Consider the following 23,738-nt stretch of genomic DNA (forward strand, 5'->3'; position numbering starts at 1 on the left):
CGCGAACCGGTGTCCATCCCGGATCAAGTCCGGGACGGGCTTTCGCTCGAAAACGCTCTAGACTAGCTCCGAACGAACATCAGGATCATGTTGTTGGCGGGCAGATCGAAGGTGCCGGCCAGCTTCAGGCCGACGCGCTCCGCAAGCGTCTCGATATCGGCAATGTCGCGCACGCCCCATTCCGGATCGCGGTCGCGCAACGAGGTGTCGAACACCGCGTTGCCGAGCGCGGTGTGCTTGCCGTCGCGCTTGAACGGACCATAGAGGAACAGCCGCCCGTCAGCGCGCAAATGACGCGCGGCGCCGGCGAACAGACCCTCCGCGACAGGCCACGGCGCGATGTGGATCACGTTGGCGCAGAAGATCGCAAGCAGTTTGTCCGGACCGCGGCCATCGGATGGCGCGGGCGACCACGCCGGATCGGACAGATCGATCCGCTGCGGCGGCCGGATGTTGGCAAGGCCTGTATGCGCGCGCCAGGCTTCGATGCTTCTGAGATGCGCGGCGTGGAGGTCGCTCGGCCACCAAATGATGTCGGGCGTATGGCCTGCGAAATGCACGACATGCTGGCCGGTGCCACTGCCGGCCTCCAGCACGTCGCCGGATTGACCGGCGAGGAAGCCGTTCAGCACGGCCCAGATCGGCTGATGGTTGCGGTGGAACGCGGCGGCATCGAGCCGCCCGTCCGCCTCGATCGGGCTGCCATCCTTGCCGAACTCCACCACAAATTCCGCCACCGCAATCTCCTCTGGTCGGCCGGTTGTAGACCGCGCAGCGACATTGGGCAAAAGCGGAACCGGCATGGCGACACTATCTAACCCGTCATCCTGAGGACGCCGCAACGCGGCCGTCTCGAAGGATGCACGGCCAGCGACCGGGCCGTCGACCCTTCGAGGGCCGCTGAAGAAGCGGCCTCCTCCAGCGACAGCGGCAAAGCCGCTGCGCGGGGGTGACAGGTATGATTTTGCGTACACGGACAACCCGCGTCCCCACTGCCATTCTGCACATTGCCAGCCGGTGGCCTTTGTGCTTTCCACCTTCTATATTGCGAAGGGATCATCGAGACATAAGCCCGGGAAACGCCTTTGATCGCCAACTTCTCCAAGCCGGCCCTCATCCTGGCGCTGCTGGCAGGCGCAGCAGTGGCCGGCCCAGCGCAGGCCCAATCGGCCGCCGAGGGCCAAAAGCTCGCCTTCGACCGCGGCAAGGGCAATTGCCTGACCTGCCATGTGATCAAGGGCGGCGACCTGCCCGGGACGATCGGCCCGGAGCTGACCGGCCTCAAGGCCAAATACAGCCGCGACGATCTGATCGCGATCGTCACCGACGAAACCAAACGCAACCCGCTGACCGTGATGCCGCCGTTCGGACGAAACCGGATTTTGTCCGAGCAGGAGATCAGCGCGGTGGTGGATTTCCTGCAAACACTGTGACGCCGCGACGGTCGCTTGAGGAGATTTTTGGAATGAGCACCACGACCAGGGAGTTTTCCGAAACGCGCCGCCTGGTGCTGAAGGGCATCGGCGTCACCGCGCTGATCGGCCTCGGCGTCATGCCCTTCGACGTCCCGCGGGCGCTGGCGGCCGCGAACGACAAATATCCAGAGGACGCATTCAAGCAGAAGAGCGAGGCCGACGCGATCAAGGCGCTCTATGGCAGGACCGCCGAACCATCCGACAAGGTAAAGATGGATGCGCCTGAAATCGCCGAGAACGGCGCTGTCGTGCCGATCTCGGTCACGACGACGCTCTCCGACGTAACCTCGATCTCATTCCTGGTCGCAGAAAATCCGAACGCGCTGGCGGCCAGCTACAAGATCCCGGCGGGCACGCTGCCGAGCGTCGCCAATCGCCTGAAGATGGCCAAGACCACCAACGTCACCGCGATCGTCGAGGCGGGCGGCAAGCTCTACAGCACCACCAAGGAAGTCAAGGTCACCGTCGGCGGCTGCGGCGGCTGAACTCAAACAGGGAAGTGTCCGATGGCTTCAAGCATTCGTGTGCGCGCGACCGCAAACGGCGACACCACCGAGGTGCAGGCGCTGATCCAGCATCCGATGGACTCCGGCTTCGTCAAGGATGCGCAGGGCAACCTGGTCCCGCCGCATTTCATCCAGGAGCTGACCTTCGAATATGATGGCAAGCCGGTGTTCGTCGCCGACTGGGGGCCGGCGGTCTCCAAGGACCCTTATGTGAAGTTCGCATTCAAGGGTGGCAAGAAGGGCGACGATCTCAAGATCAGCTGGGTCGACAGCAAGGGCGCCACCGACACCACCACGGCGAAGATTCAATGATGCTGGGTTCGACCATCCGTGCGTCCGCGGCCGTGCTTGCGCTCGGCATGCTGGCGTTTGCGCCGGCTGGGCGTGCGGCCGACAGCATCGATCCCGTCACCGACAAGGCGGTGTTCCAGAAATTCTTCACCGACAAATATCCCAAGCTGAAGCCTGAGGATTTCGTCAACGGTCCGTATTCGATGAATGAGGACCTGCACAAGCAGTGGGTCGAGAAAGAGGACTTCCCGCCCTACGAGTTCTCGCTCGAGGCCGGCAAGGAGATGTTTTCGAAGCCGTTCAAGAACGGCAAAACCTACGCGGACTGCTTCCCGAACCAGGGCATCGCCATCCGCCAGACCTATCCTTACTTTGACGAGAAAGAAGGCAAGGTCGTCACGCTCGAGCTCGCGCTGAATCGCTGCCGCGAGGCCAATGGCGAGGCGCCGTTCTCTTATGTGAAGGACGACATGGCGGCACTCACCGCCTATATGGCCTTTACCTCGCGCGGCAAGCCGATGGACATCAAGATTCCGAACGATCCGCGCGCGCTGGACGCCTACCAGAAGGGCAAGGAATATTTCTACACCCGCCGCGGTCAGCTCAACTTCTCCTGCGCGACCTGCCACGTGCAAAGCCCGGGCGAGCGGATCCGCGCCGAGGTGCTGGCGCCGGCGCTCGGGATTCTGAACGCGATGCCGATCTATCGCTCGGAATGGTCGGGCATGGGCACCACCAGCCGCCGCTTCACCACCTGCAACAGCCAGATCCGCGGCGTGCCGCTCGATCCGCAGGACGACGAGTATCGCAATCTCGAATATTACCTGTCCTATGTCAGCAATGGACTGCCGATCTCCGGCCCGGGAGCGCGGCCATGACGATCATGAGAGTGTTTGCAGCTTCGGTGCTGCTGATTACGAACGGCGCGAGCGCATTCGCTGCCTCCGAGGCCGACTACAAGGCGGCCTATGCCGCGGCTGATGCCGCCAACAAGGAAGCCGGCGCCCTGCGCAACCAGTGGACCACGACGGCCTCGACACTGTCAGCGGCGAAAAAGGCCGGCGACGCCGGCGACTTTGATGGCGCGATCGCGCAGGCCAAGGAAGCCGAAGCATTGGCAAAGGCATCGATCTTCCAGGCCACCAGCGAAAAGGAACGCTGGAAAGACATGGAAATTCGCTGAGGGATGCGCGGGAGTCAGGGAGGCACCGGCGAAAGGGTTCCCTCCCCCCTTGTGGGGGAGAGAGCCCTACCACCGCCCGCGTGGCCTTAAACCAAATGCTGGGAGAGTGATGAGAATCCGCCGCCGGGATTTCCTGAGAGCAACAGCAGCCGCAACGCTGACGGCCGGCCTGCCGCGGCTTGCCCACAGTGCCGAGACGAGCGGCGTCTACGATCTCGAGCGCTTCGGCAATGCGCGCATCCTGCACATGACGGATACCCATGCGCAGCTCCGGCCGGTGTTGTTCCGCGAGCCGAGCGTCAATCTCGGAGTCGGTGCGATGACCGGCCAGCCGCCGCATCTGGTCGGCAAGGCGTTCCTCGACCGCTTTGGCATCCGGCCCGACAGCGCCGATGCCTATGCTTTCACCTGCGCCGGATTCGAGAAGGCCGCCGGCCGCTTCGGCAAGCTCGGCGGCTTTGCGCATCTGAAGACGCTGATCGACAGACTGCGTGCCGATGTCGGCGAGCGCCGCGCGCTGCTGCTCGATGGCGGCGACCTCTGGCAGGGCACTGGCCTGTCCAATGTCATGAAGGGCGCCGACATGGTCGAGGCCGCGAATCTGCTCGGCATCGAAGCAATGACCGGCCATTGGGAATTCACCTATGGCGAACCGGCGCTGCGCGACAATCTCGCCCGCTTCAAGGGCGAGTTCCTGGCGCAGAACGTGTTCCTGACCGAGGAAGCAGCCTTCAACGACGCCAAGGCGTTCGATCCGGCCGCACGCCGCGTCTTCCAGCCGTCCACGATCAAGGAGATCGGCGGCCATCGCATCGCGATCATCGGCCAGGCCTTTCCCTACGTGCCGATCGCGCATCCCAAGCGCTTCACGCCGGACTGGACATTCGGCATCCGCGAAGAGGAGTTGCAGAAGCTCGTCGACGGCCACCGCAACAATGATCACGTCGAGGCGGTGATCCTGCTGTCGCACAACGGCATGGATGTCGACCTCAAGCTTGCGAGCCGCGTCACCGGCATCGACGTGATCCTCGGCGGTCACACCCATGATGCGATTCCGCTGCCGATCACGGTGACCAATGCCGGCGGTATCACGCTGGTTACCAACGCCGGCTCGAACGGCAAATTCCTCGGCGTGCTCGATCTCGACCTCGCCAAGGGCAAGGTCGCCAACGTCCGCTACAAGCTGCTGCCGGTGTTCTCGGAGCTGCTGAAGCCCGATCCGGCGATGCAGGCGCTGATCGACAAAATGCGCGAGCCGCATGCCGACGACTGGAGCGACAAGCTCGCCTCCGCCGACCGCCTGCTCTACCGCCGCGGCAATTTCTCCGGCACCGTCGATCAGTTGATCTGCGACGCGCTGCTCAACGAGCTCAATGCCGAGATCGCGCTGTCGCCCGGTTTCCGCTGGGGCCTCACCACGCTGGCCGGCCAGCCACTGACCATGGAAGATGTGCTGTCGGAAACCGCGATCACCTATCCCGAGACTTACGTTTCCGCCATGACCGGCGCCCAGATCAAGGACGTGCTGGAAGACGTCTGCGACAATCTGTTCAACGCCGATCCCTATTACCAGCAGGGCGGTGACATGGTCCGCGCCGGCGGCCTCGCCTACAGCTGCACGCCAGCGGAAGCCGTCGGAAAACGTATCTCCGAACTCAAGCTCGCGAACGGCAAGACACTCGAATCCGGCAAGAGCTACAAGGTGGCGGGTTGGGCCTCTGTCAACGAACAAAGCGGCGCGCCCGTGTGGGATGTCGTCGCAAAACATCTGCGCGCCGGCCGGCCGCCGAACCGTGACGAACCGGCCGTGACGCTCAGGGGCGTCGAGGACAATCCTGGCATTGCGAGGCACGGATGATGCGGCGCTTAACCACCACCGCGCTTTGCTTCGCGTTGATAGCGTTCGCGGCGCCGGTCGCCCGCGCCCAGCAGGCACCATTGCTCCAGGACAAGCCGTTCGCCGAGCACAAGATCGTGCTGCAGCTCTCCGACAGCGATTCCAGAAAGCAGGGCCTCGTCATCAGCGTCGCCAACAATCTGATGAAGCACTACGATCCAGATAAAGTCGCGATCGAGATCGTCGCCTTCGGCCCGGGCATCGAGCTGCTCAAGCCTGATAATCCGAGCCGCAAGCTGGTCGAAAGCCTGGTCGCGCAGGGCGCACGGGTCGACATCTGCCTCAACACCGTCGACACCATCGAGCGCGAGACCGGCAAGCGGCCGGATTACATTCCCGCCGCCACACCGGTGCAGGTCGGCGTCGCGCAGATCCTGCTGCTGACCGAGAACGGCTACACGCTGGTTCGTCCCTGAGGAGTTTCGTCATGCTTCGCCGTCTTGCTGCCGCTGCAGCACTCTCACTCGTGCTCGCAACCGGCGCACTTGCCGCCGACAAGCCGCATCACGTCGCGATCCAGGTCGACCAGAACGACCCGCAGGTGATGAATCTCGCGCTCAACAATGCCACCAACGTCATCGAATATTACCGCGCGAAAAACGAGGACGTGGACATCGACATCGTCGCCTACGGCCCCGGGCTGCACATGCTGCGCAGCGACACGTCACCGGTGCAGGACCGCATCAGGCGGCTCAAGGACATGGTCTTCCCCGGCAAGATCCAGTTTTCCGCCTGCAACAACACCAAGCAGGGCATGGAAAAGGCCGAGGGCCACGCGATTTCGGTGGTGCCGGACGCCACTATCGTTCCGTCAGGGGTGGTCCATCTGATGGAACTGCAGGAGCAGGGCTGGAGCTACGTCCGGCCCTGACCGGAGGACATTGTCTTCGAGTTACCCTTATTTTGGAGATGAATATCATTTGAGAGTGACCGGATTATAGAATAATATCCTCCGCGAGACTCAATTGAGCACGCGGCAGCCGCCATGATCTTTCGTCAGCTCTTCGATAGCGTTTCCGGCACCTACAGCTATCTGCTCGCCAGCCGGGCCGGCGGCGAGGCGCTGATCCTCGATCCCGTGCTGGAGAAAGCCGACCGCTACTGCAAGCTGCTGCAGGAGCTCGACCTGCGGCTGGTCAAGGCGGTCGACACCCATCTGCACGCCGATCACGTCACGGGACTTGCCGAGCTGCGCGACCGCACCCAATGCATCACCATCATGGGCGAACAGAGCAAGGCCGACGTGGTGTCGATGCGCGTCGCCGACGGCGACAGGGTGACGATCGAGGGCCTGTGCCTGGAGGCGATGTACACGCCCGGCCACACCGACGATTCCTACAGCTATTTGATGGGCGATCGCGTGTTCACCGGCGACACGCTGTTGATCCGCGGCACCGGCCGCACCGATTTCCAGAACGGCAGCGCGCGGGCGCAATATGATTCGATATTCAATCGCCTCCTGAAGCTGCCCGAGGAGACGATGGTATTCCCCGCGCATGACTACAAGGGCGACACCGTCTCCACCATCGGCGAGGAGAAGCGCTACAATCCGCGGCTGCAGGTCAAATCGATCGACGACTATGTCGAGCTGATGAACAACCTCAATCTGCCGAACCCGAAGCTGATGGACGTCGTGTTGCCGGCCAATATGCATGTCGGCCTGCACCAGGACGAGCTCGCCAGGGAAGGCCTCGCGCTGTCAGCATGCGACGCCATCGCCAGCCTCGGCCGGCCCGACATCCTGCTGGTGGATCTGCGCGAGAGCGGCGAACGAACAAAACACGGCATGCTCCCCGGCGCGCTGCACGCACCCTATCCTGCGATCTGCGACAACCTGCGGCCCGGCGGCATGCTGCGCGAGGTCGCCGCCGCAACCGGCCGCCGCGTCGTGTTCTTCTGCGCCTTCGGCGAACGCTCGGCGATGGCCGTGGCCGCCGCGAAGAAGGCGGGCCTTGCGAATACTGCGCATATCGAAGGCGGCATCGACGCCTGGAAGAAGGCCGGTGGGCCCGTGGTGCGGGGGTAGGTCCCCGTCATTCCGGGGCGATGCGTAGCATCGAACCCGGAATCTCGAGATTCCGGGTCTGGTGCGAACGCACCAACCCGGAATGACCGGCAATAATCACCGCCCCACCCGTTTCAACTCCGCCGTCAGCCGGTCCAGCGCATCCGCCAGCATCACACCACCGCATACGGTCAGCCGCTCCGGCAGCACGATGCGCTTGTCGGGTGGATAGAAGCGCTCCAGTGCGGGATGCAGCAGGAAGGCGCGGCCATCATCCTCGGCGCGATCGCCCGCCTCCGACACCAGGATGAAATCCGGCCGCAGCTTCACGATCGCCTCCAATGAGGCAAATCCACCCGAATCCAGACCGAGTTCGCCGGCGGCATTGACCAGGCCGGTTTGTGTCAGCAGCGAGCTGACCAGGCTGTCCGCGCCGGACACCCAGCCGCGCCGCGCCAGCGGCAGCACGCTATAATGATGATCGGTCACCGCAGCCCGCGCGCGGGCCATCGCGGCATCGAGGCGCGCGATCTCGGCGCTCGCGCGATCCGGGTGCTGGATTACGTCGCCCATCTCGCGGATCTGGTCCTTCACCTCGTCCAGCGTGCGCGGCACCGTGAACTCGACGAGATGCAGCCCCTTGGCCTTGAGCAGATCGCGCGTCGTGCGCTTGTCGAACAGGCTGACCACGACAATATCGGGCCTGACGACCAGCACGTCCTCGGCCCCGCCGGACAGAATCGGATAGCGCCGCGCCTCGCCGGCTGCCCAGGATTGCCAAGCATCGCGCGAGAATTTGCTGAGGCCGAGGATCTGGTCCGGATCGGCCAGCGACAGCAGCAACTGGTCGCTGCAAACATTCATCGAGACGATGCGCGGTCCGGCCGCCTGCGATGTGCTGCACGACAGCGCCCAGGCGGCAACGGCGAGCGCTGCGAGCCACCCGCGCATCAAACATCCGCCCATGGCACGATGACGGCCTCGCTTTGATATTCGGCGCGATAGGCGCTGATCCGGAACACGTTAGCCATCACGGCTTCCGACAGCGCCTCCATCGGCACGCCCTGCGCGGCCAGCCGTCCCTCCGAGAGCACCAGCACCTGATCGGCAAAGCGCGCGGCAAGCCCGAGATCGTGGGTGACCACGATCACCAGCACGCCCTTGTCGGCGACGTTGCGCAAATTCTGCATCACGTCGATCTGGTGGCGTGGATCGAGCGACGCGGTCGGCTCGTCGGCGAGAATCACCGGCGCTTCCACCGCCAGCACGCGGGCCAGCGCGACGCGGCTGCGTTCGCCGCCGGAGAGTTCGGTGACGCGGCGATCGCCGAACGCCGTCACGTCAACCGCCTGCATCGCCCGCAACACCGCGTCCATATCCCTGGGCGACAGTCGCGCCGGATCGGTCGCGCCATGCGGATAGCGCCCGAGCGCAACGATGTCGCGCGCCGGCAGCGGCCAATGCACCATGTGACCCTGCGGCAGATAGGCGAAGCGTTTGGCACGCTCGCGCAGCGACAGCGAGGACAGCGCGTCACCGCCAATCCTGATCTCGCCATCGGACGGGATCAGCCCGGCCAGCGCACGCAGCAACGTTGTCTTGCCGGCGCCGTTCGGGCCGACCAGCGCAACCAGATGGCCTGGTGACAGCGACAGCGAGATGTCGTGCAGGACCTTCCTTTTGCCGAGCGAGGCATTGAGGCCGGTTGCGGAGAGCAGCGTCATGCCACGCCTCCGCCGAGCGCGCGGCGCTCGCGCATGATCAGATAGAGGAAGAACGGCACGCCAATGATCGACGTCAGCACGCCGACCTTGATGTCCGAAGTCGAGGGGATGATACGAACCGCGATGTCGGCCGCGAGCAACAGCGCAGAACCGGCGAGCGCGCTCGGCACCAGCAGGCGCGCCGGATCGTGGCCGATCACCGGGCGCATCAGATGCGGCGCGATCAGGCCGATGAAGCCGATCGTGCCTGTGACAGCGACCGCGCCGCCGACACCGAGCGCCACGCCTGAGATCACCAGGAGCCGCAGCCGCCCGACATCGACGCCGAGGCTCCGCGCGGCTTCTTCGCCGAGCGTCAGCGCGCGGAAGGCACTTGCCTGGCTCAGCAGGATGACCGCACCGGCAATAATGAAGGGCAATGCCAGCGCGACATGCTGGAAGCTGCGGTCCTCCAGCGAGCCGAGCAGCCAGAACGCGATCTCCAGCACCACGAACGGATTGCTGGAGAGGTTCATCACCAGTGCGGTCGCAGCACCCGCGAAGCTCGAGATCGCCAACCCCGACAGGATCAGGATCAACAGCCCGGCATTGCGGCCGGCGATCGCCAGCAACGCGAACACCGAAACGAAGGCCGCGATGATCGCGGCCACGGGCAGCGCGTAGGAGCGCACGTCGGCCAGCCCCAGCGCGATCACCAGCACCGCGCCGAACGCGGCCGATTGCGGCGCGCCGAACAGCGACGGCGAGGCCAGCGGATTGCGCAACAGCCCCTGCAGGGCCGCGCCCGACAATCCCAAAATGCCGCCGATCGCAAACGCGAGAATGGTGCGCGGCAGGCGGATCTCGCGCACGATCACCTGCGCCACCTCGGTAGCCCCGCCGAACAGCGCCTCAATCACCGCGAGCGGCGACAGCCGCACCGGCCCGATGCCGAGCGAGATCAGCACCAGCAGAACCACGAGCGCGGCGAGCGCCGCGGTCGCGCCAAAACGCCGCCGCGCCGCGACCTCGGCCGCCAAGGCAAAATCCTGCACGCTCATCGCGCCATGCTCATACAGCGATTACAGTGGCAGACAAGCGACACTCGACAAAAACCGTACCCCCTCCACCGTTGCCCTACTTCCGCCGGGATTGACTCGGTTTCCAGCCGCCCCCTAGATGAACAGGACGGTTCCTGAATTGGGATCAAAAGGGAATGCGGTGCGGGGAAACTCCCCTAGGCCGCGGCTGCCCCCGCAACTGTATGCGGTGAATCCTCTGTCATATGCCACTGGGAAACTCGGTCCTGGGAAGGCGACAAAGGGTAACGACCCGCGAGCCAGGAGACCTGCCGTCAGCCGTGGTCACACGCGATGATGTCGGTCGGGGAGTACAGACATTAGCTTCACCTGACGTGCCAAGGCACGGCGGTGAAACTGGTTCGCGGTGACGTGCCACTGACGTCGACCGAGGTCCAGACTATGTTTTCACTCCCTTCAGCCCGGCGGCGCCGCGCGCTGCTTCTTGCGTCGACGATGATCGTGCCGGCCCTCGGCGCGACCTCCGCGCTGGCGCAGCAGGCCCCGCAGGTCGCGCCTTCCGATCAGCTCCCCCCCATCGAGGTCACCAAGCCGGGCGACCAGAACCTCACCCGTGCCAAACCGACCGCTGACGAGACACCGGCTCAGCGTCGCCCGGCCCCGGGCGACACGCAAACCAGCAACACGGGCACCGGGACGGGAACGAGCACGCCGTCGACGGGCGCGGGCACCGGAACCGGTGGCACAGCCGGCGGCGGACGTCAGTTCTCCGCCATTGTCGGCGCGTCCTCGACCGTGATCACGGCCGACGACATCGCGCACTCACCGGTGCACACACTGTCCGAGATCATCGCGCAGGTGCCTGGCGTGCAGTTGCAGTCGTTCTACGGCGGCGTGAACGGCGCCAAGACGTCGGTCGACATCCGCGGATTCGGCGCTTTCGCCGCCCCGAACGTACTCATTCTCATCAACGGGCGCCGGCAAACTGACATCGACCTGGCGGGTTTCGATCTTTCGACGATCCCGCTCAATTCGATCGAGCGCATCGAAATCACCCGCGGCAACAGCGGCGCCGTGCTCTACGGCGACAACGCGGTCGGCGGCGTGGTCAACATCGTCACCAAGACCGGTGTCGGCGGACCACCAGTGTCGATCAAGGCTGAAGGCGGCGTCGGCTCGTTCAACCAGCGCATGGCCGAAGTCTCGGCCGCGGTCAATTCCGGGCCATGGTCGACCTCGTTCTATGGCAACGGCGTCAAGTCCGACGGCTACCGCGCCAACAATGCGCTCGACCAGCGCAACGCCGTTGGCAACATCAATTACACGACCCCCGACCTCTCCGCGTTCCTCACCGTCACGGGAGGCGATCAGAAGCTCGGCCTCCCCGGGGGCAGGTTGGTTGATCCATCGATCGGCCTCAACGAACTGGCGACCGACCGCAGGGGTACCAGCACGCCGTACGACTATGGCAACCAGCAGACCGCCGGCGTCACCACCGGCTTCACCAAGACCTTGATAAACGGCGTCGACCTGATCGTCGACGGCGGCTGGCGGCAGCGCGACACCCAGAGCGGCTTCTTCGGCTCGACGCCGACGATCAGCTTTTCGTCGACCTACAACGATGCCGCGCTGCAGACCTGGTCGATCACGCCGCGCCTCAGCATAAAAAATACGGCCTTCGGGCTGCCGTCCTCGATCCTGACCGGTATCGACTATTACGACACGACGTTCCGTGAGTCGCGCGGCGCCTTCCAGGGCGTGGACCCCTACCACATCTACAACATCGACCAGCAGCAACTGGCAGGTTACTGGCAGCAGACCATCGGGCTGCTGCCGACCACCGATTTCTCGTATGGTGCGCGGGTGGAGAACACCAACGTCTCGGCGCGGGATCGCTACGACCCGAACGCCCCCTTCGCATTCGACGCGCAAGCAACCCCGCTCAACAGCAGCGAGACGCAATATGCGGCGCATGTCGGTGTCGAGCATCGATTCGACGACACGTTCTCGGTATTCGGTCGCGCCGCGCGCGCGTTCCGCACACCCGGCGCCGACGAACGCGTTGCATCGGGTCCCTCGTTCGATGCGTTCTTCAATCCGCTGCCGCAGAACTTCCAGCTCAAAACCCAGACGTCGGAAGACGTCGAGGGCGGCTTCCGGGTCAAGACCAACCGCTTCCAGGTGCAGACCACCGTCTATGTGATGGATCTCGAGAACGAGATTCAATTCAATCCAGTGCTGTTCTACAATGTCAACCTTGATCCGACCCGCCGCTACGGCTCAGAGACCAGCGCCTCGCTCAAGGTCAGCGACACCGTGACCTTCCGCGGCGGCATGGCCTACACCCGCGCCGTCTTCCGCGAAGGCATGTACGCCGGCAACGACGTCCCGCTGGTGTCCCGCTACACCGGCAATGTCGGCGTGACCTGGAATATCTGGCAGAACTATCTGGTGTTCGACGGCACGCTGCGCGCCTGGAGCTCGCGTATCATGGACAACGACCAGGCCAACACCCAGAGCCGCATCCCTGGCAATGCGACGGCCGATATCAAGCTCAGCGGGCAATATGACCACTTTTTCTGGTCGCTCAGCGTGAACAACCTGTTCAACGCGCTGTACTATGACTACGCGATCGCGAGCAGCTTCACGGCGGGCCGCTTCTCGGCCTACCCGCTCCCCGGCCGGACCTACATGGTGCGGGCCGGCGCGACGTTCTGAGCTGTCTCAACACGATGCGGCGGACCGCAATCCCGCCGCATCTTCGTCATTACACATACCCGGCAAGTGGAGTAGGATCGCACGACGCGATCACACGCGACGCGCAGGGGAAACGCATGGGCAAAGCCGGGAAAAAGACCGAAGGCGGCGACAAGCCCGTCGACAAATCAAAGAAGCCGCCGCCGCCGTCACCGGCTGACGACGATTACGAGGACGGCGACATCGCCACGCCGAAGCGCGACCGCTCCGGCGATGATGACGAGCCGTTGTAGGTAGCCGATGGCGAAACCCAACCACGATGTCGTCCCGGCGCAGGCCGGGACCCATAGCGACCGCCGTTCGTTTGGCGGCACGCTGGGGCCACACTTCACTTCGCGACAAGCATCGGTGGTTATGGGTCCCGGCCTTCGCCGGGACGACCCGTTGAGGCATCGCGCAGAAAATCCTCACGCTCGATCACTCGAATACTCGCGCGATCGAGCAGATGCGCACCGAAACCACCGCGCGCAAGGCGGGTGGCGATCCGCGGCGACCCCAGCAGCAACACCGCTGTCATTGCCAGCGGCACGGCGCTGAGCCAATCGAGCCGCACAGGCGTGAGTTCCTCGGTGCTGTCCCGGTAGGCACCACGGCCCATCACGATTCGCCCGCATTCCCTGATGATGTCGCGCCGCGTGCCATCGCGTGACGCACTGCCGAGCAGCGCCTGTATCGCAAGATGCGTCCGCACGCCCGCGCGGCTCTCTCCAAGCGACGCCGGAATCTCACCGCGGGAGACGCGCAGCAAGAGATCGACGAGATCGGTGCCGGCACGATATGCATTCATCGGCTCGACCAACCGTGGATTGCAGTCGATCAGAAGCGGCGTGTCGCTGTCGAGCGGCATGATGACATCGACCGACAATGCGCCGTGCCAGCCGAGATGCGCGCCGATCGTCTCGATATAGCCGCGGATGGCGGGCCGGCTGACGCTCTGCTTGATCGCCTCGCCGCCGCCGATGCCGGCCGCGACCTGCTGGTAGGCGTGGAAGCCAAGCATCTTGCCGCGGCAAAACATCGACTGCGCCTTCTCGGTGGTGCCCGCGATGAAATCCTGCACCAGCACCTCGTCGGCAAAATCCGCGCCCGATTCGAGATCGCCGAGCGCGCGATTGAGATCGCCGGCGTCACGCACGAACCAGATGCCGCGGCTGGCGGTGCCGACCGACGTCTTGACCACGGATGGGAACCGCACCGCCGCGCGCAACTCTTCGGCGGACCGCACGATCCGGGTCGGCGGTCGTGGCAGGCCGAGTTGATCGAGCAGCCGGCTGAAGCCGGCCTTGCCGTGCACGGTGCGGTAGGCGGCGAAATCCGGCAGCGCCAGCGCCACGCGTGATGTCAGTTGCGCGCCGACACGGGCGAACAAAAAGCCCTGTTCGTGGGTCGGCAGCAGCACGTCGAAATGCTGCGACGCCAACAGCCGCTCGACGAAGCGCAGGAAGCCCGCCGGATCGGTGCGCAGCCCGGGGCAATGGTGGAACTTGCGGACAAAGCGAGAAGTGCGCGCCAGGCACCAGCGGGAGGGATCGCAGAGCTCGACATGATGGCCGGCCAACCCGAGGATCGTGATCGCCTCGCGGGCGGAGGTGCTGGACCCCTCTGGCACGAGCACCCGGAGCGGTTTGCTGGCGTCGATCATGGCTGATCATCGCCGCGCCGCCGCATTTTGTCGCCGCCTTTTGATGCCGCATGGGCCGATTCGGCGCCCGCATCGGGGGCAGCCATGCACCGGCGTTTATGGACAATTAGCCGTCAGCCTCTATTTTCGCCCCGCCCCGCCGGGCTGTTAAAAACAGGGTTTTCTCTGAGATGGTCGATATTCTGGCTGCACCGCAGCAAACGAAAGCCGACAGCGCGCTGCGCACGCTAACGGGGATTTCGATCGCGCATTGGGTCAGCCATTTCTACATCTTCGTGTTTCCGATGCTGTTTCCGTTCCTGAAGGAACAGCTCGGCGTCGGCTATATCGAGCTCGGCTTCGCGCTGACCGCGTTCGGCCTGGTCTCCGGCCTGACCCAGGCGCCGATCGGCTATCTCACCGACCATTTTGGCGCGCGGAAAGTGCTGCTGATCGGCCTTGCCGTCGGTGGCTGTGCGCTGATCGGGCTCGGCCTGCATCTGAGCTATCCCGCGCTGATCGTCAGCGCCGTGGTGCTAGGGCTCGCCAACAGCGTCTATCATCCGGCCGATTACGCGATTCTTTCCGCGCATATGGACAACGCGCGGATGGGCCGAGCGTTTTCGGTGCACACCTTTGCCGGCTTCCTCGGCGGCGCCGTCGCGCCCGCGATCATGCTGGCGCTTGTCGCGACGGTCGGTGGCCTCGGCGCGCTGATCGTGGCGGGTGCGATCGGGCCGCTGGTGGCGTTATTGCTGATCGCGATGGGCGTGCCCGATACCAGCGCCGCCGAGCGCAAGGCGGCCGGCGCGGAAGCGCCGAAGCAGAACATCGTGACGCCCGCCATCATGATGCTGACGATCTTCTTCATGCTGCTCGGCCTGTCGAATGCCGGCATCAGCAATTTCGGCATCGTGGCGCTGATGAGCGGTTATGGCGTCGATCTCGCGACCGCCAATGTCGCGCTGACCGCCTTTCTTGCCGCCAGCGCCATCGGCGTGCTGGCTGGAGGCTTTCTCGCCGACCGCACCCACCGCCACGGCCAGGTCGCGGCCGCAGCCTTCGGCATCAATGCGGTGATCATGTTGGTGATTGCGATCGCTTCCTTGCCCTCGCCACTGCTGACGGCGTTGCTGACGGTGGCGGGATTCCTCGGCGGCGTGATCACACCGTCGCGCGACATGCTGGTGCGCAACGCGGCGCCTCCTGGCGCGGCGGGGCGCGCCTTCGGAATCGTCTCCACTGGCTTCAATTTCAGCGGCATCTTTGCCCCGCTGCTGTTCGGCTGGATCATGGACCAGCACATGCCGCACTGGGTGTTTGGCGCCTCAGTCGTGTTCATGGTGCTGACGGTGCTGCTGGCGCTGGTCACCGAGCGCAAGCCCGCCCAAATTCCCGCGACCGCCTAGCCCGGCGCTTCGCGCGTTTCTTCACGCGAAACAAGAAACAGGCGCATTCCAGAGCCTCATCCCCGGCGGTTGACAGCATCAGGGCGTCACCCATGATGCGTGCCAACCAAGAACAGCCACGGGATGACGCGCCATGACCTCGACCCCTGACCTCGTGATCCGCGGCGGCACCGTTGCCGACGGCAAGGGCGGCGATCTCTATGAAGCCGATGTCGCCATCACTGGCGGGCGCATCAGCGACGTCGGCAAGGTGACGGCCAAGGGCAAGGAAGAGATCGACGCAAAGGGCAAACTGGTGACGCCCGGTTTCGTCGACGTCCACACCCATTACGACGGCCAGGTGACCTGGAGCCACGACATCACGCCGTCGTCGCAGAACGGCGTCACCACGGCGATCATGGGCAATTGCGGCGTCGGCTTCGCGCCGTGCCGGCCGAGCGATCACGTCAGGCTGATCCAGCTGATGGAAGGCGTCGAGGACATTCCGGAGCCGGTGCTGAGCGCCGGCATTCCCTGGGCCTGGGAGAGTTTTCCGGACTACATGGAGTGGCTGTCGAAGCGCAATTTCGACATGGATGTCGGCGCGCAACTGCCGCATGCGGCGCTGCGCGTCTATGTGATGGGCGAACGCGGCGCGCGCCGCGATCCGTCCACCTCAGATGACAACAGGGCGATGGCGACACTCGCGAGCGATGCGGTGCGATCAGGCGCGTTGGGGTTTTCGACCTCCCGCACCCTGAACCACCGCACCTCGACCGGCGATTACACGCCGACCCTGAAAGCCGGCGAAGACGAACTGACCGCAATCGCGGGCGCGATGCACAACGCCGGCCGCAGCGTGTTCCAGTTCGTGCTCGATCTTTCCACCCTCGATGAAGATCTGCCGATGATGCTGCGGGTGGCTGAGACCACCAAAATCCCGGTATCGTTCTCGATCACGCAGAACGACAAGGCGCCGCAGCGCTGGCGGCAGACGCTCGACACCATCGCCGAAGCATCGAAACGCGGCCTGTCGATCACGGCGCAAATCGCCGCGCGCCCTGTGGGACTGATGCTCGGGCTGGAATTGTCACGCAACCCGTTCCAGACCCATCCGAGCTACAAGGCAATCGCGCATCTGCCGCTAATGGAACGCGTCGCGCGGCTGCGTCAGCCGGAGCTGCGCGCCGCGATCCTCGGCGAGCATGCGACCGCGACCGACGATCCGCTGTTCTTCCGGCCGAACTACGACAAGATCTATTTGCTCGGCAATCCACCGGACTATGAGCAGCCGCCGGAAAATACGCTGGGCGCGCAAGCCCGCCGCCAGGGCGTGCAGCCGGAAGGCCTCGCCTATGATGCGATGCTGACTGACGAGGGCCGCGGCATGCTCTACGTGCCGTTCCTCAACTATGCCGACGGCAATCTCGACGCCACGCGCGAGATGCTGCGCGATCCAAATTCGGTGCCCGGCCTGTCCGACGGCGGCGCGCATTGCGGCATCATCTGCGACGCCAGCTTCCCAACCTATCTCTTGACGCACTGGACCCGCGACCGCTCTCGCGGCGAAAAGCTCTCGATCCCGTTCGTGGTCGCCGCACAATCGCGCAAGACCGCGCTGTCGGTCGGGCTCTATGACCGCGGCGTGATCGCGCCGGGCTTCAAGGCCGATGTCAACGTGATCGACTACGACCGGCTGCATCTGCATCCGCCGAAGGTGCATTACGACCTCCCGGTCGGCGGCCGCCGGCTGCTGCAGCAGGTCGACGGCTACGATGCGACAATCGTGTCAGGCGTGGTCACCCAGCGCGACGGCAAGTCCACCGGCGCAAGGCCGGGCCGATTGGTGCGCGGCGCGCAGGGCTTGGAGTGAGCGCGCAGCCTACATGATCTGCGCCGTTACGACGGCGTAGAGGATGAACACGACGCCCAGGCCCCAGACCATTGCGGGAATCTGCACCGAGCGCCCCATGGCGGCTTCGAGCAGGATGTAGCTCAGCGTCCCCAGCGCCATACCGTTGATCAGATTGTTGGTCAGAACGGTCACCAACAGCGTCAGCACGATCGGCACCGCATTGCCGAGCTCGTTCATGTCAATGCGGGCGAGACCCTGCATCATCAGAACGCCGACCAGCACCAGCGCCGGCGCGGTCGCCTGAGGGGGAATGATGACGAAGATCGGCCAGAAGAACAAAGCGAGGCAAAAGAAGCCCGCGACCGTGAGCGAGGTCAGGCCGGTGCGCCCACCCGCCTGCACGCCGGTGATGGATTCGATATAGGCCGTGACGACGGATGTGCCGAGCATCGGACCAACGATCGTCGCGGTCGCATCGGTCGCGAACGCCGCGGTGGCGTTGGGTATAGAACCATCGGGCCGGCGCAGATTGGCCGCGCCGGTCACGCCGATCAGCGTGCCGAGCGTCGAGAAGAACTCGGCGCAGAGGAAATAGAACAGCAGCGGCAAGGTCACCACAAAGTGGGAGAAGAGGTAACCGACATCGAGCGCCATAAAGGTCGAGGTCGGCCATCGTGGCCAGGACATGATGGCTGATGGCACCGACGTCACCATCTTGCCGTTGGCGGCGGGAACGAACAAACCGATCAGGGTGAGGGCTGCGATCGACAGGATGAGCGCGCCGGGAACGCGCAGCGCCACCAGAACCGGCGTGAACAGCAAACCGGCCAGCGTCAACAGGACTGCCGGGTTACGCAACGATCCCATTGCAATATAGGTCGATTGGCTCTGCACCACGAAACCTGCGCCACGAAGCGCGATGAAGACGATCAGCGTGCCGACCGCGGCCTGAATGCCGATCTTCAGCGCCTCCGGAACGTCCCTGGCGACACGTTCGCGCAGCCTGGAAAGGCTCAGGATCAGGAACAGCACGCCGGTGAAGGCGACCATGGCCAGCGCGCCCTGCCAGGGCATACCCATCTGCTTCACGATCACATAGGTGAAGATCACGTTCGAGCCCATCGCCGGCGCCACCGCGAGCGGCAGATTGGCCGACAGCCCCATCAGCACGCAGCCAAAGATCGCCGCGAGCGCCGTGGCGCTGACCAGATCGGCGCGATCCATTCCTGCATTGGACATGATCGCCGGGTTCACCGCGATGATATAGGCCATCGCCGCGAAGGTGGTCGCACCCGCCATCACCTCGCGCCCGACACTGGTGCCGCGTTCGCTCAGGCGGAAGAAGCCGTCGAGCGCGCCTGCGGCGACGGGTTTTGGCGCGGCCTGATCGGAGGCCAGCGGCTGCGATGTGATCTCGTTCATCCCACTGCTCCGATTGATGCCGTCACCACACCACCGGATGCGCCTGGCCGGTCTGCACGTTGATAAAGCCGAGCGGCGCCGCTTCGCATGGCGCAACCAACACCCAGCTCCACGGCGCGCAGGTCAGGGTCGCGAACATCAGTCGCTCGGGAAATCCCGGATACCAGCGCGGCCGGAAGGTCGGCTCGTACATCCAGTCGACCTTGCGTCCCTCGGCGTAGAGAGCCTGCATGTCGGCATCCAGCGCCTCGGCGGAACGGCAACTCATCAGGCCGCCAACCTCGAAGCGCACCGTGGCGGCGAGCTCTCCCTCGCGCACCAGCGCCCAGCCGCCCTGCAATTCGACGAGCGCATTGACCGCCTTGGCCATCGCGGCATCGGAGGAGCCGACGACCCAGATGTTGTGTTTGTCGTGCGCGACCGAACAGGCGACGGCAGAATCCGGCGTACGCGGTCCGCAACCGCGCCAGAACATCTTCGAGACGCGGCCGTCGCCGGAAAAGCGATCGACGATGGCGAATTTGGTGATGGCCTCGCTCTCATCCCGCTGCACGGCGCCGTCGCGCACCGGCAGATCGAGCGTGTAGAAATCGGGATGCCAGTGGAACGGCCGGATCACCGCCGCCTTCATGGTCTCGCGCCCGGGCTCCGCGGCAATCGCAAAATCCTGCGGCTCGATCTTGCGATTGACGTTGACCGTCTTCGTCGCCCAGTCGGGCCATCGAATCTCCGGCACAGGGCCGATGTAACGCGTGCCGTCCGACACAGGGGCACCGTCAGCCCAGACCTCGGCAATGCCGAGCTTGCCGACGTCAGACAGCAGCACGACGTCGCCGAACCGTCCGGGCGACAGGCTGCCGACATAGGGGGTGAGACGCATGTGCCGCGCTGGATTGATGGTGAGGCACTGGATCGCGATCTCGGGCGCAAGGCCGGCCTCGATCGCGACCCGCGCATTGTGGTCGGTCGCGCCCTGCTCCAGCGTGTGGCTGGCGCTGCGGTCGTCGGTAGTGAACGCGATCTGCGACCAGTCCTGCAGCCCCTTCGCGAGCAACCAGGCGACGATCTCAGCCATGGCGTAGACGCGCAATTCGATGAACAGACCGCGCGTCAGCTTGTCCCAGGTTTCCTCCGGCGTCTGCACCTCGTGGTCGGAGGCGAGCCCCGCCGCGGCGAAGGCGTTGATCGACGGCAGGTCGCGCAGGCCCGACGCATGCCCTTCGACAACGCCGCGCGCCGCAAAGGTCGCCTCGATCATGGCCCAGATCCGTTTGTAAGACGGGTTGTCCGGATTCCACACCGCCGGCCAGTCCATCACTTCGTCGAGCCCGGTCACCATCAGGCTTTCGGCCATGAAGCCGGCCTGCTCCTTGCCGCCATACCAGCCGCCGCCCCACTCATAGGCGGTGGGCGGTACGGCGGAGCCGGGCTGCGGAAAGATCTTCAACGGCGAGCCGCGCCGGCGGGCCTCGAACCAGAATTCGAGATTGCGCGCGCCGTTGACGTTGGAGAATTCGTGGCTGGCCTCGCAGGTCCAGGTATTGCCGCGCGGCAGCACCAGCGCCGCCTCCCATTCCGGCGTCAGATGCGAGCTTTCGATGTGCTTGTGCACCTCGCCGAAGCCCGGAACGGCCGAAAGATTCGGCCGGTGCACCCGCTCGCGGACCTCGCCGGGATAGCTGCCGGCCGGCCCGACCCAGGCGATGCGGCGGCCCTTGAAGACGATCTCCTGATCCTCGCTCCAGCTGCGGCTATGAACATCGAGCAGCCGCCCGACCCGCAAGGCGCGATCGGCCGGACGGCGGCCAAGCGCCGTCAGCACCAGATCCTGCCGGATGCGGATCTCATCGGCTGCGTTGATCAGCAGGTCGTCCGGGATCGAGCTTGCAGATGCCATGGTCGTCATCCTGCGCTTACGCTGGTTTTCTTTCGTGCCGCCGCGCGCTTGCGGGACGATTGGCCGCTGCCTTGAGCGACCTCTCGCGCGGCGAGCGCGTCACGGCGGCGAACGTCTTTCAGCAGCGTGGTCAGCGCCCATTCGATCGCATCTGATATCTCGGCGCTGGACATGCCGAAATCCTCGCGCAGCGCGTTCCAGGCCAGCGCATTGTTCAGATAAGCCGCCAGCGCCTCTGCCTGGCGGACCTCCTTCGGCGTCAGGTGCCGGGTCAGCGGCGCCATCGCCTCGTGATGGCGTGCAATCAGGCGGCGCCGGAAGTCGACGCGCATGGCGCGGCCGACACGGGTGAGCGCGATGGCACGCGCAAGATGGGGATGACGATCGAACCGCTTGCAAAGCTTGCGAAAGATGTCGGGCAGTTCGTCCGGCGAGCTGAACGGGACGTAGCCAAAGACGTTGTCCTCGATCCACTCGCCCGCGGCGGCGAGCAGGTCCGCGCGGGTCTTGAAGTGCCGGTAGATGGTGCGTTCCGCGACCTTGGCGCGCCTAGCGACATCAGACATCGGAACATCGTCGGCGGCGCCCTCCTCGAGCGAGGCGACAAAGGCCGCCACGATGCGCTGGCGCGTCAACGCCGCGTATTCATCCCGCAGACCGGAGCTATGTCGCTTGACTGCACTCATGTCATAATCATGACATCAGTGAATTCGGGGCGTCAACGCCAGATTTGAGGCAACGATGCTGTGGGAATAAGCGCGGCGGGGCAGTCGCGATCACGCGCGGCGGTGCAATTGCGGAAGACCGCGCTCTCGGTCGGGCTCACCGACCGCGGCGTAATCGCCGCCGGGATTCAAGCCGACGTCAACGTAATCGATTACGACCGGCTGCATCTGCATCCGTCGAAGGTGCATTACGACCTCCCGGTCGGCGGCCGCAGCCTGCTGCAGCAGGTCGACGGCTACGACGCGACGATCGTGTCCGGCGCGGTGACGCAGCGCGAGGGCAAGGCCACCGGCGCAAGGCCGGGCAAGCTCGTGCGCGGCGCGCAGGGGATGCTGAACTAGAGATCGCGCAGGACAACCGCCGCAAACTGACGCCTGTCACCCGGTTTTCCATCCCCTGGATCGTTCAATCCCGGCTGGCTCTCCGAGCCAATTTCTGTGGCATCATCGTTTCTGATGGCATCATAAAATCTTATAAGGACCGCCTGCTGGAGACAGCAAAGCGTATACCTAATCTTCACCGCTGACGTTAACCATAACGGTCGTCACAGTTTAGATTCCGTTATTGTTTTTGGGCAGCTCGACATGAAGCAGCCATTCAAATTCCCCCTGCGCGCGAGACGGTATCGTCGCTCGTCGCCGTCGATCGTCTTGATGGGCATTGTCGCCTGCCTTTTTGCGACAGGGCCTGTTGTGGCCCAGGCCGGCACCTCAACGGCGACCCTGAGCGTTTCGATCGTCATCACCGCGGCCTGCACGATCAATCCAGCGACGCTCATCTTTGCGTCGACATCCGGAACCACCTTGATCACGACAGCCGTCAATGGAAGTTCAACGGTATCGGTCACCTGCACCGGCGGAAGTCCCTACTCGATCGCGATGGACAATGGTTCGAACGCATCCGGCAGCCAGCGTCGCATGATCAGCGGAGCCAACTTTCTCAGCTACAATCTGTACGTTGACGCGGCACATACGTTGCCCTGGTCTACCGCGACCAACTCGACCACCTGTACGACAGCCGGCGATTGCTTTCTCGGAACCGGCAACGGCGCCGCCCAAACCGTCAATATCTACGGCGTCGTCCCAACCACGGCGACCGCTCCTCCACCAGGCACCTACACCGACACGGTCACGATGACGATCACATTCTGACCAGAGGCAATCCGGGTCAGAAGGCTATCATTCGACGACCGGGCAAATTGGCCGCGTGCATAGAGAGAGAGCATCGGATGACAGTCAAAAGCAGGCTCTGGTGGGTAGCCGCGGGGGTATGCCTCATTCTTCGGCCTTCGCTGGCCGCCCAACTCCATGTCGAGCCGGTGCTGCTTGAACTTGGCGCGCCAGTCGCGGCCGGCGTTCTGACCCTTCGCAATGACGACGACGTCGAGGCTGTCGTGCAAACGCGGGTCGTTCGATGGTCGCAGTCGAACGGCAACGATGTATTCGAACCGGCAACCGACGTTGTCGCCTCGCCACCATCGGTCACCCTGGCGCCGCGAACCGATTACGTGGTGCGAATAGTCCGGGTATCGAAGCAGCCGGTAGCGGCTGAGGAAAACTATCGTGTCATCGTGGATCAGTTGCCAAGCGCCGTCAGGCAGCAAAACCGGTCGGTCAATGTCCTGATACGGCAATCGATCCCGGTTTTCTTTCGGGCCCGCGAATTTCGACCCGCCAGCGTCTCCTGGACGCTGCGGCGTGAGGCTAACAAGCTGGTTCTGACCGCAAGCAACGCCGGAAGCGAGCACCTGCGTATTGCGTCGTTGCGAGTCCGCAACTCGGCGGGAGCGACGATTTCATACGGAAACGGTCTGGCGGGTTATGTCCTCGGGCAGTCCGCCAAAAGCTGGATATTGCCGAGCCATCCGGCGGGCTTTGACGTCAGGGGATCCATGTCGATTGTGGCGGAGAGCAACAAGGGTCCAGTGAGTGCGATCGCCCAGTCGTCAGATGGTCTGCAATAGGATCATTGC

General features: G+C 64.5%; 23 protein-coding genes, 1 pseudogene and 1 riboswitch. Of the genes and pseudogenes, 16 read left to right on the forward strand and 8 right to left on the reverse strand.

The window, feature by feature from the left end; translation table 11 throughout:
* Window positions 1-62: 62 nt before the first annotated feature.
* Window positions 63-737 carry a DUF938 domain-containing protein gene (locus UP10_RS30195; RefSeq protein ID WP_044590819.1) on the reverse strand — a complete coding sequence of 225 codons (675 nt, stop codon included), beginning with the start codon at window positions 735-737 and terminating at the stop codon, window positions 63-65.
* A gap of 378 nt (window positions 738-1,115) precedes the next feature.
* Here UP10_RS30195 and soxX point away from each other — a divergent pair, with 378 nt between their 5' ends.
* The 9 genes from soxX to UP10_RS30240 all read left to right on the forward strand — a co-directional run bounded on the left by soxX (window position 1,116) and on the right by UP10_RS30240 (window position 7,378).
* Window positions 1,116-1,433 carry a sulfur oxidation c-type cytochrome SoxX gene (soxX, locus tag UP10_RS30200; RefSeq protein WP_502692266.1) on the forward strand — a complete coding sequence of 106 codons (318 nt, stop codon included), beginning with the start codon at window positions 1,116-1,118 and terminating at the stop codon, window positions 1,431-1,433.
* A gap of 32 nt (window positions 1,434-1,465) precedes the next feature.
* Window positions 1,466-1,960 carry a thiosulfate oxidation carrier protein SoxY gene (gene soxY / locus UP10_RS30205; protein ID WP_044540909.1) on the forward strand — a complete coding sequence of 165 codons (495 nt, stop codon included), beginning with the start codon at window positions 1,466-1,468 and terminating at the stop codon, window positions 1,958-1,960.
* Between the two features lie 21 nt (window positions 1,961-1,981).
* Window positions 1,982-2,293: a thiosulfate oxidation carrier complex protein SoxZ gene (gene soxZ, locus UP10_RS30210; RefSeq protein WP_044590821.1), complete on the forward strand. Its 312-nt coding sequence runs from the start codon at window positions 1,982-1,984 to the stop codon at window positions 2,291-2,293.
* Window positions 2,294-2,340: 47 nt separating this feature from the next.
* On the forward strand, window positions 2,341-3,150 hold the full coding sequence (gene soxA / locus UP10_RS30215) for a sulfur oxidation c-type cytochrome SoxA (protein WP_502692267.1): 810 nt from the start codon (window positions 2,341-2,343) through the stop codon (window positions 3,148-3,150).
* 5 nt (window positions 3,151-3,155) lie between these two features.
* Complete coding sequence (locus UP10_RS30220) at window positions 3,156-3,455, forward strand: hypothetical protein (protein ID WP_044590893.1); 300 nt, start codon at window positions 3,156-3,158, stop codon at window positions 3,453-3,455.
* 109 nt (window positions 3,456-3,564) lie between these two features.
* Window positions 3,565-5,313, forward strand: a complete 1,749-nt coding sequence (gene soxB, locus UP10_RS30225) for a thiosulfohydrolase SoxB (protein WP_044590823.1) — start codon at window positions 3,565-3,567, stop codon at window positions 5,311-5,313.
* Window positions 5,310-5,768, forward strand: a complete 459-nt coding sequence (locus tag UP10_RS30230) for a DsrE family protein (protein WP_044590824.1) — start codon at window positions 5,310-5,312, stop codon at window positions 5,766-5,768. The genes soxB and UP10_RS30230 overlap by 4 nt, the downstream gene beginning before the upstream one ends.
* A gap of 11 nt (window positions 5,769-5,779) precedes the next feature.
* Complete coding sequence (locus UP10_RS30235) at window positions 5,780-6,223, forward strand: DsrE family protein (RefSeq protein ID WP_044590825.1); 444 nt, start codon at window positions 5,780-5,782, stop codon at window positions 6,221-6,223.
* Window positions 6,224-6,337: 114 nt separating this feature from the next.
* Window positions 6,338-7,378, forward strand: coding sequence for an MBL fold metallo-hydrolase (locus UP10_RS30240; RefSeq protein WP_044590826.1), 1,041 nt, complete (start codon window positions 6,338-6,340; stop codon window positions 7,376-7,378).
* A 96-nt stretch (window positions 7,379-7,474) separates the two neighbouring features.
* On the opposite strand, the gene UP10_RS30245 is transcribed toward UP10_RS30240, so the two are convergent.
* From UP10_RS30245 to UP10_RS30255, 3 genes are read right to left on the reverse strand one after another with little or no spacing between them, the layout of a single operon-like run.
* The gene (locus UP10_RS30245) at window positions 7,475-8,308 is read right to left on the reverse strand and encodes an ABC transporter substrate-binding protein (RefSeq protein ID WP_044590827.1); all 834 of its coding nucleotides are present in this window, start codon (window positions 8,306-8,308) and stop codon (window positions 7,475-7,477) included.
* The gene (locus UP10_RS30250) at window positions 8,308-9,081 is read right to left on the reverse strand and encodes an ABC transporter ATP-binding protein (RefSeq protein ID WP_044590828.1); all 774 of its coding nucleotides are present in this window, start codon (window positions 9,079-9,081) and stop codon (window positions 8,308-8,310) included. Before UP10_RS30250 ends, UP10_RS30245 begins: the two co-directional genes overlap by 1 nt.
* Window positions 9,078-10,121, reverse strand: coding sequence for a FecCD family ABC transporter permease (locus UP10_RS30255; protein ID WP_044590829.1), 1,044 nt, complete (start codon window positions 10,119-10,121; stop codon window positions 9,078-9,080). Before UP10_RS30255 ends, UP10_RS30250 begins: the two co-directional genes overlap by 4 nt.
* Before the next feature lie 111 nt (window positions 10,122-10,232).
* Window positions 10,233-10,430: riboswitch (cobalamin riboswitch) on the forward strand.
* A gap of 111 nt (window positions 10,431-10,541) precedes the next feature.
* Here UP10_RS30255 and UP10_RS30260 point away from each other — a divergent pair.
* Window positions 10,542-12,818 carry a TonB-dependent receptor gene (locus tag UP10_RS30260; protein WP_044590894.1) on the forward strand — a complete coding sequence of 759 codons (2,277 nt, stop codon included), beginning with the start codon at window positions 10,542-10,544 and terminating at the stop codon, window positions 12,816-12,818.
* Between the two features lie 116 nt (window positions 12,819-12,934).
* Complete coding sequence (locus tag UP10_RS45460) at window positions 12,935-13,090, forward strand: hypothetical protein (protein WP_197086919.1); 156 nt, start codon at window positions 12,935-12,937, stop codon at window positions 13,088-13,090.
* 119 nt (window positions 13,091-13,209) lie between these two features.
* On the opposite strand, the gene UP10_RS30265 is transcribed toward UP10_RS45460, so the two are convergent.
* Window positions 13,210-14,499, reverse strand: a complete 1,290-nt coding sequence (locus UP10_RS30265) for an ATP-grasp domain-containing protein (protein WP_044590830.1) — start codon at window positions 14,497-14,499, stop codon at window positions 13,210-13,212.
* A gap of 170 nt (window positions 14,500-14,669) precedes the next feature.
* On the opposite strand from UP10_RS30265, the gene UP10_RS30270 reads away from it, so the two are divergent.
* Both UP10_RS30270 and UP10_RS30275 read left to right on the forward strand, forming a co-directional pair.
* On the forward strand, window positions 14,670-15,887 hold the full coding sequence (locus UP10_RS30270; protein ID WP_044590831.1) for an MFS transporter: 1,218 nt from the start codon (window positions 14,670-14,672) through the stop codon (window positions 15,885-15,887).
* 133 nt (window positions 15,888-16,020) lie between these two features.
* Window positions 16,021-17,739, forward strand: coding sequence for an N-acyl-D-amino-acid deacylase family protein (locus UP10_RS30275; protein WP_044590832.1), 1,719 nt, complete (start codon window positions 16,021-16,023; stop codon window positions 17,737-17,739).
* A 9-nt stretch (window positions 17,740-17,748) separates the two neighbouring features.
* On the opposite strand, the gene UP10_RS30280 is transcribed toward UP10_RS30275, so the two are convergent.
* From UP10_RS30280 to UP10_RS30290, 3 genes are read right to left on the reverse strand one after another with little or no spacing between them, the layout of a single operon-like run.
* Window positions 17,749-19,143 carry an NCS2 family permease gene (locus tag UP10_RS30280; protein WP_044590833.1) on the reverse strand — a complete coding sequence of 465 codons (1,395 nt, stop codon included), beginning with the start codon at window positions 19,141-19,143 and terminating at the stop codon, window positions 17,749-17,751.
* Window positions 19,144-19,165: 22 nt separating this feature from the next.
* Window positions 19,166-21,040, reverse strand: coding sequence for an adenine deaminase (locus UP10_RS30285; protein ID WP_044590895.1), 1,875 nt, complete (start codon window positions 21,038-21,040; stop codon window positions 19,166-19,168).
* 5 nt (window positions 21,041-21,045) lie between these two features.
* Window positions 21,046-21,726 carry a TetR/AcrR family transcriptional regulator gene (locus tag UP10_RS30290; RefSeq protein ID WP_044590834.1) on the reverse strand — a complete coding sequence of 227 codons (681 nt, stop codon included), beginning with the start codon at window positions 21,724-21,726 and terminating at the stop codon, window positions 21,046-21,048.
* A 99-nt stretch (window positions 21,727-21,825) separates the two neighbouring features.
* Here UP10_RS30290 and UP10_RS30295 point away from each other — a divergent pair.
* From UP10_RS30295 to UP10_RS30305, 3 genes and pseudogenes are all read left to right on the forward strand, one after another.
* A pseudogene (locus UP10_RS30295) lies at window positions 21,826-22,107 on the forward strand (amidohydrolase family protein); the annotation flags it as partial.
* A 243-nt stretch (window positions 22,108-22,350) separates the two neighbouring features.
* A complete protein-coding gene (locus UP10_RS30300; protein ID WP_050043848.1) occupies window positions 22,351-22,917 on the forward strand; it encodes a Csu type fimbrial protein in 567 nt (188 codons plus the stop codon).
* Window positions 22,918-22,994: 77 nt separating this feature from the next.
* Window positions 22,995-23,729, forward strand: coding sequence for a fimbrial biogenesis chaperone (locus UP10_RS30305; protein ID WP_050043849.1), 735 nt, complete (start codon window positions 22,995-22,997; stop codon window positions 23,727-23,729).
* Window positions 23,730-23,738: the final 9 nt, after the last annotated feature.

The sequence above is a fragment of the Bradyrhizobium sp. LTSPM299 genome (assembly GCF_000938235.1).
In the GTDB taxonomy this organism is placed as follows: domain Bacteria; phylum Pseudomonadota; class Alphaproteobacteria; order Rhizobiales; family Xanthobacteraceae; genus Bradyrhizobium.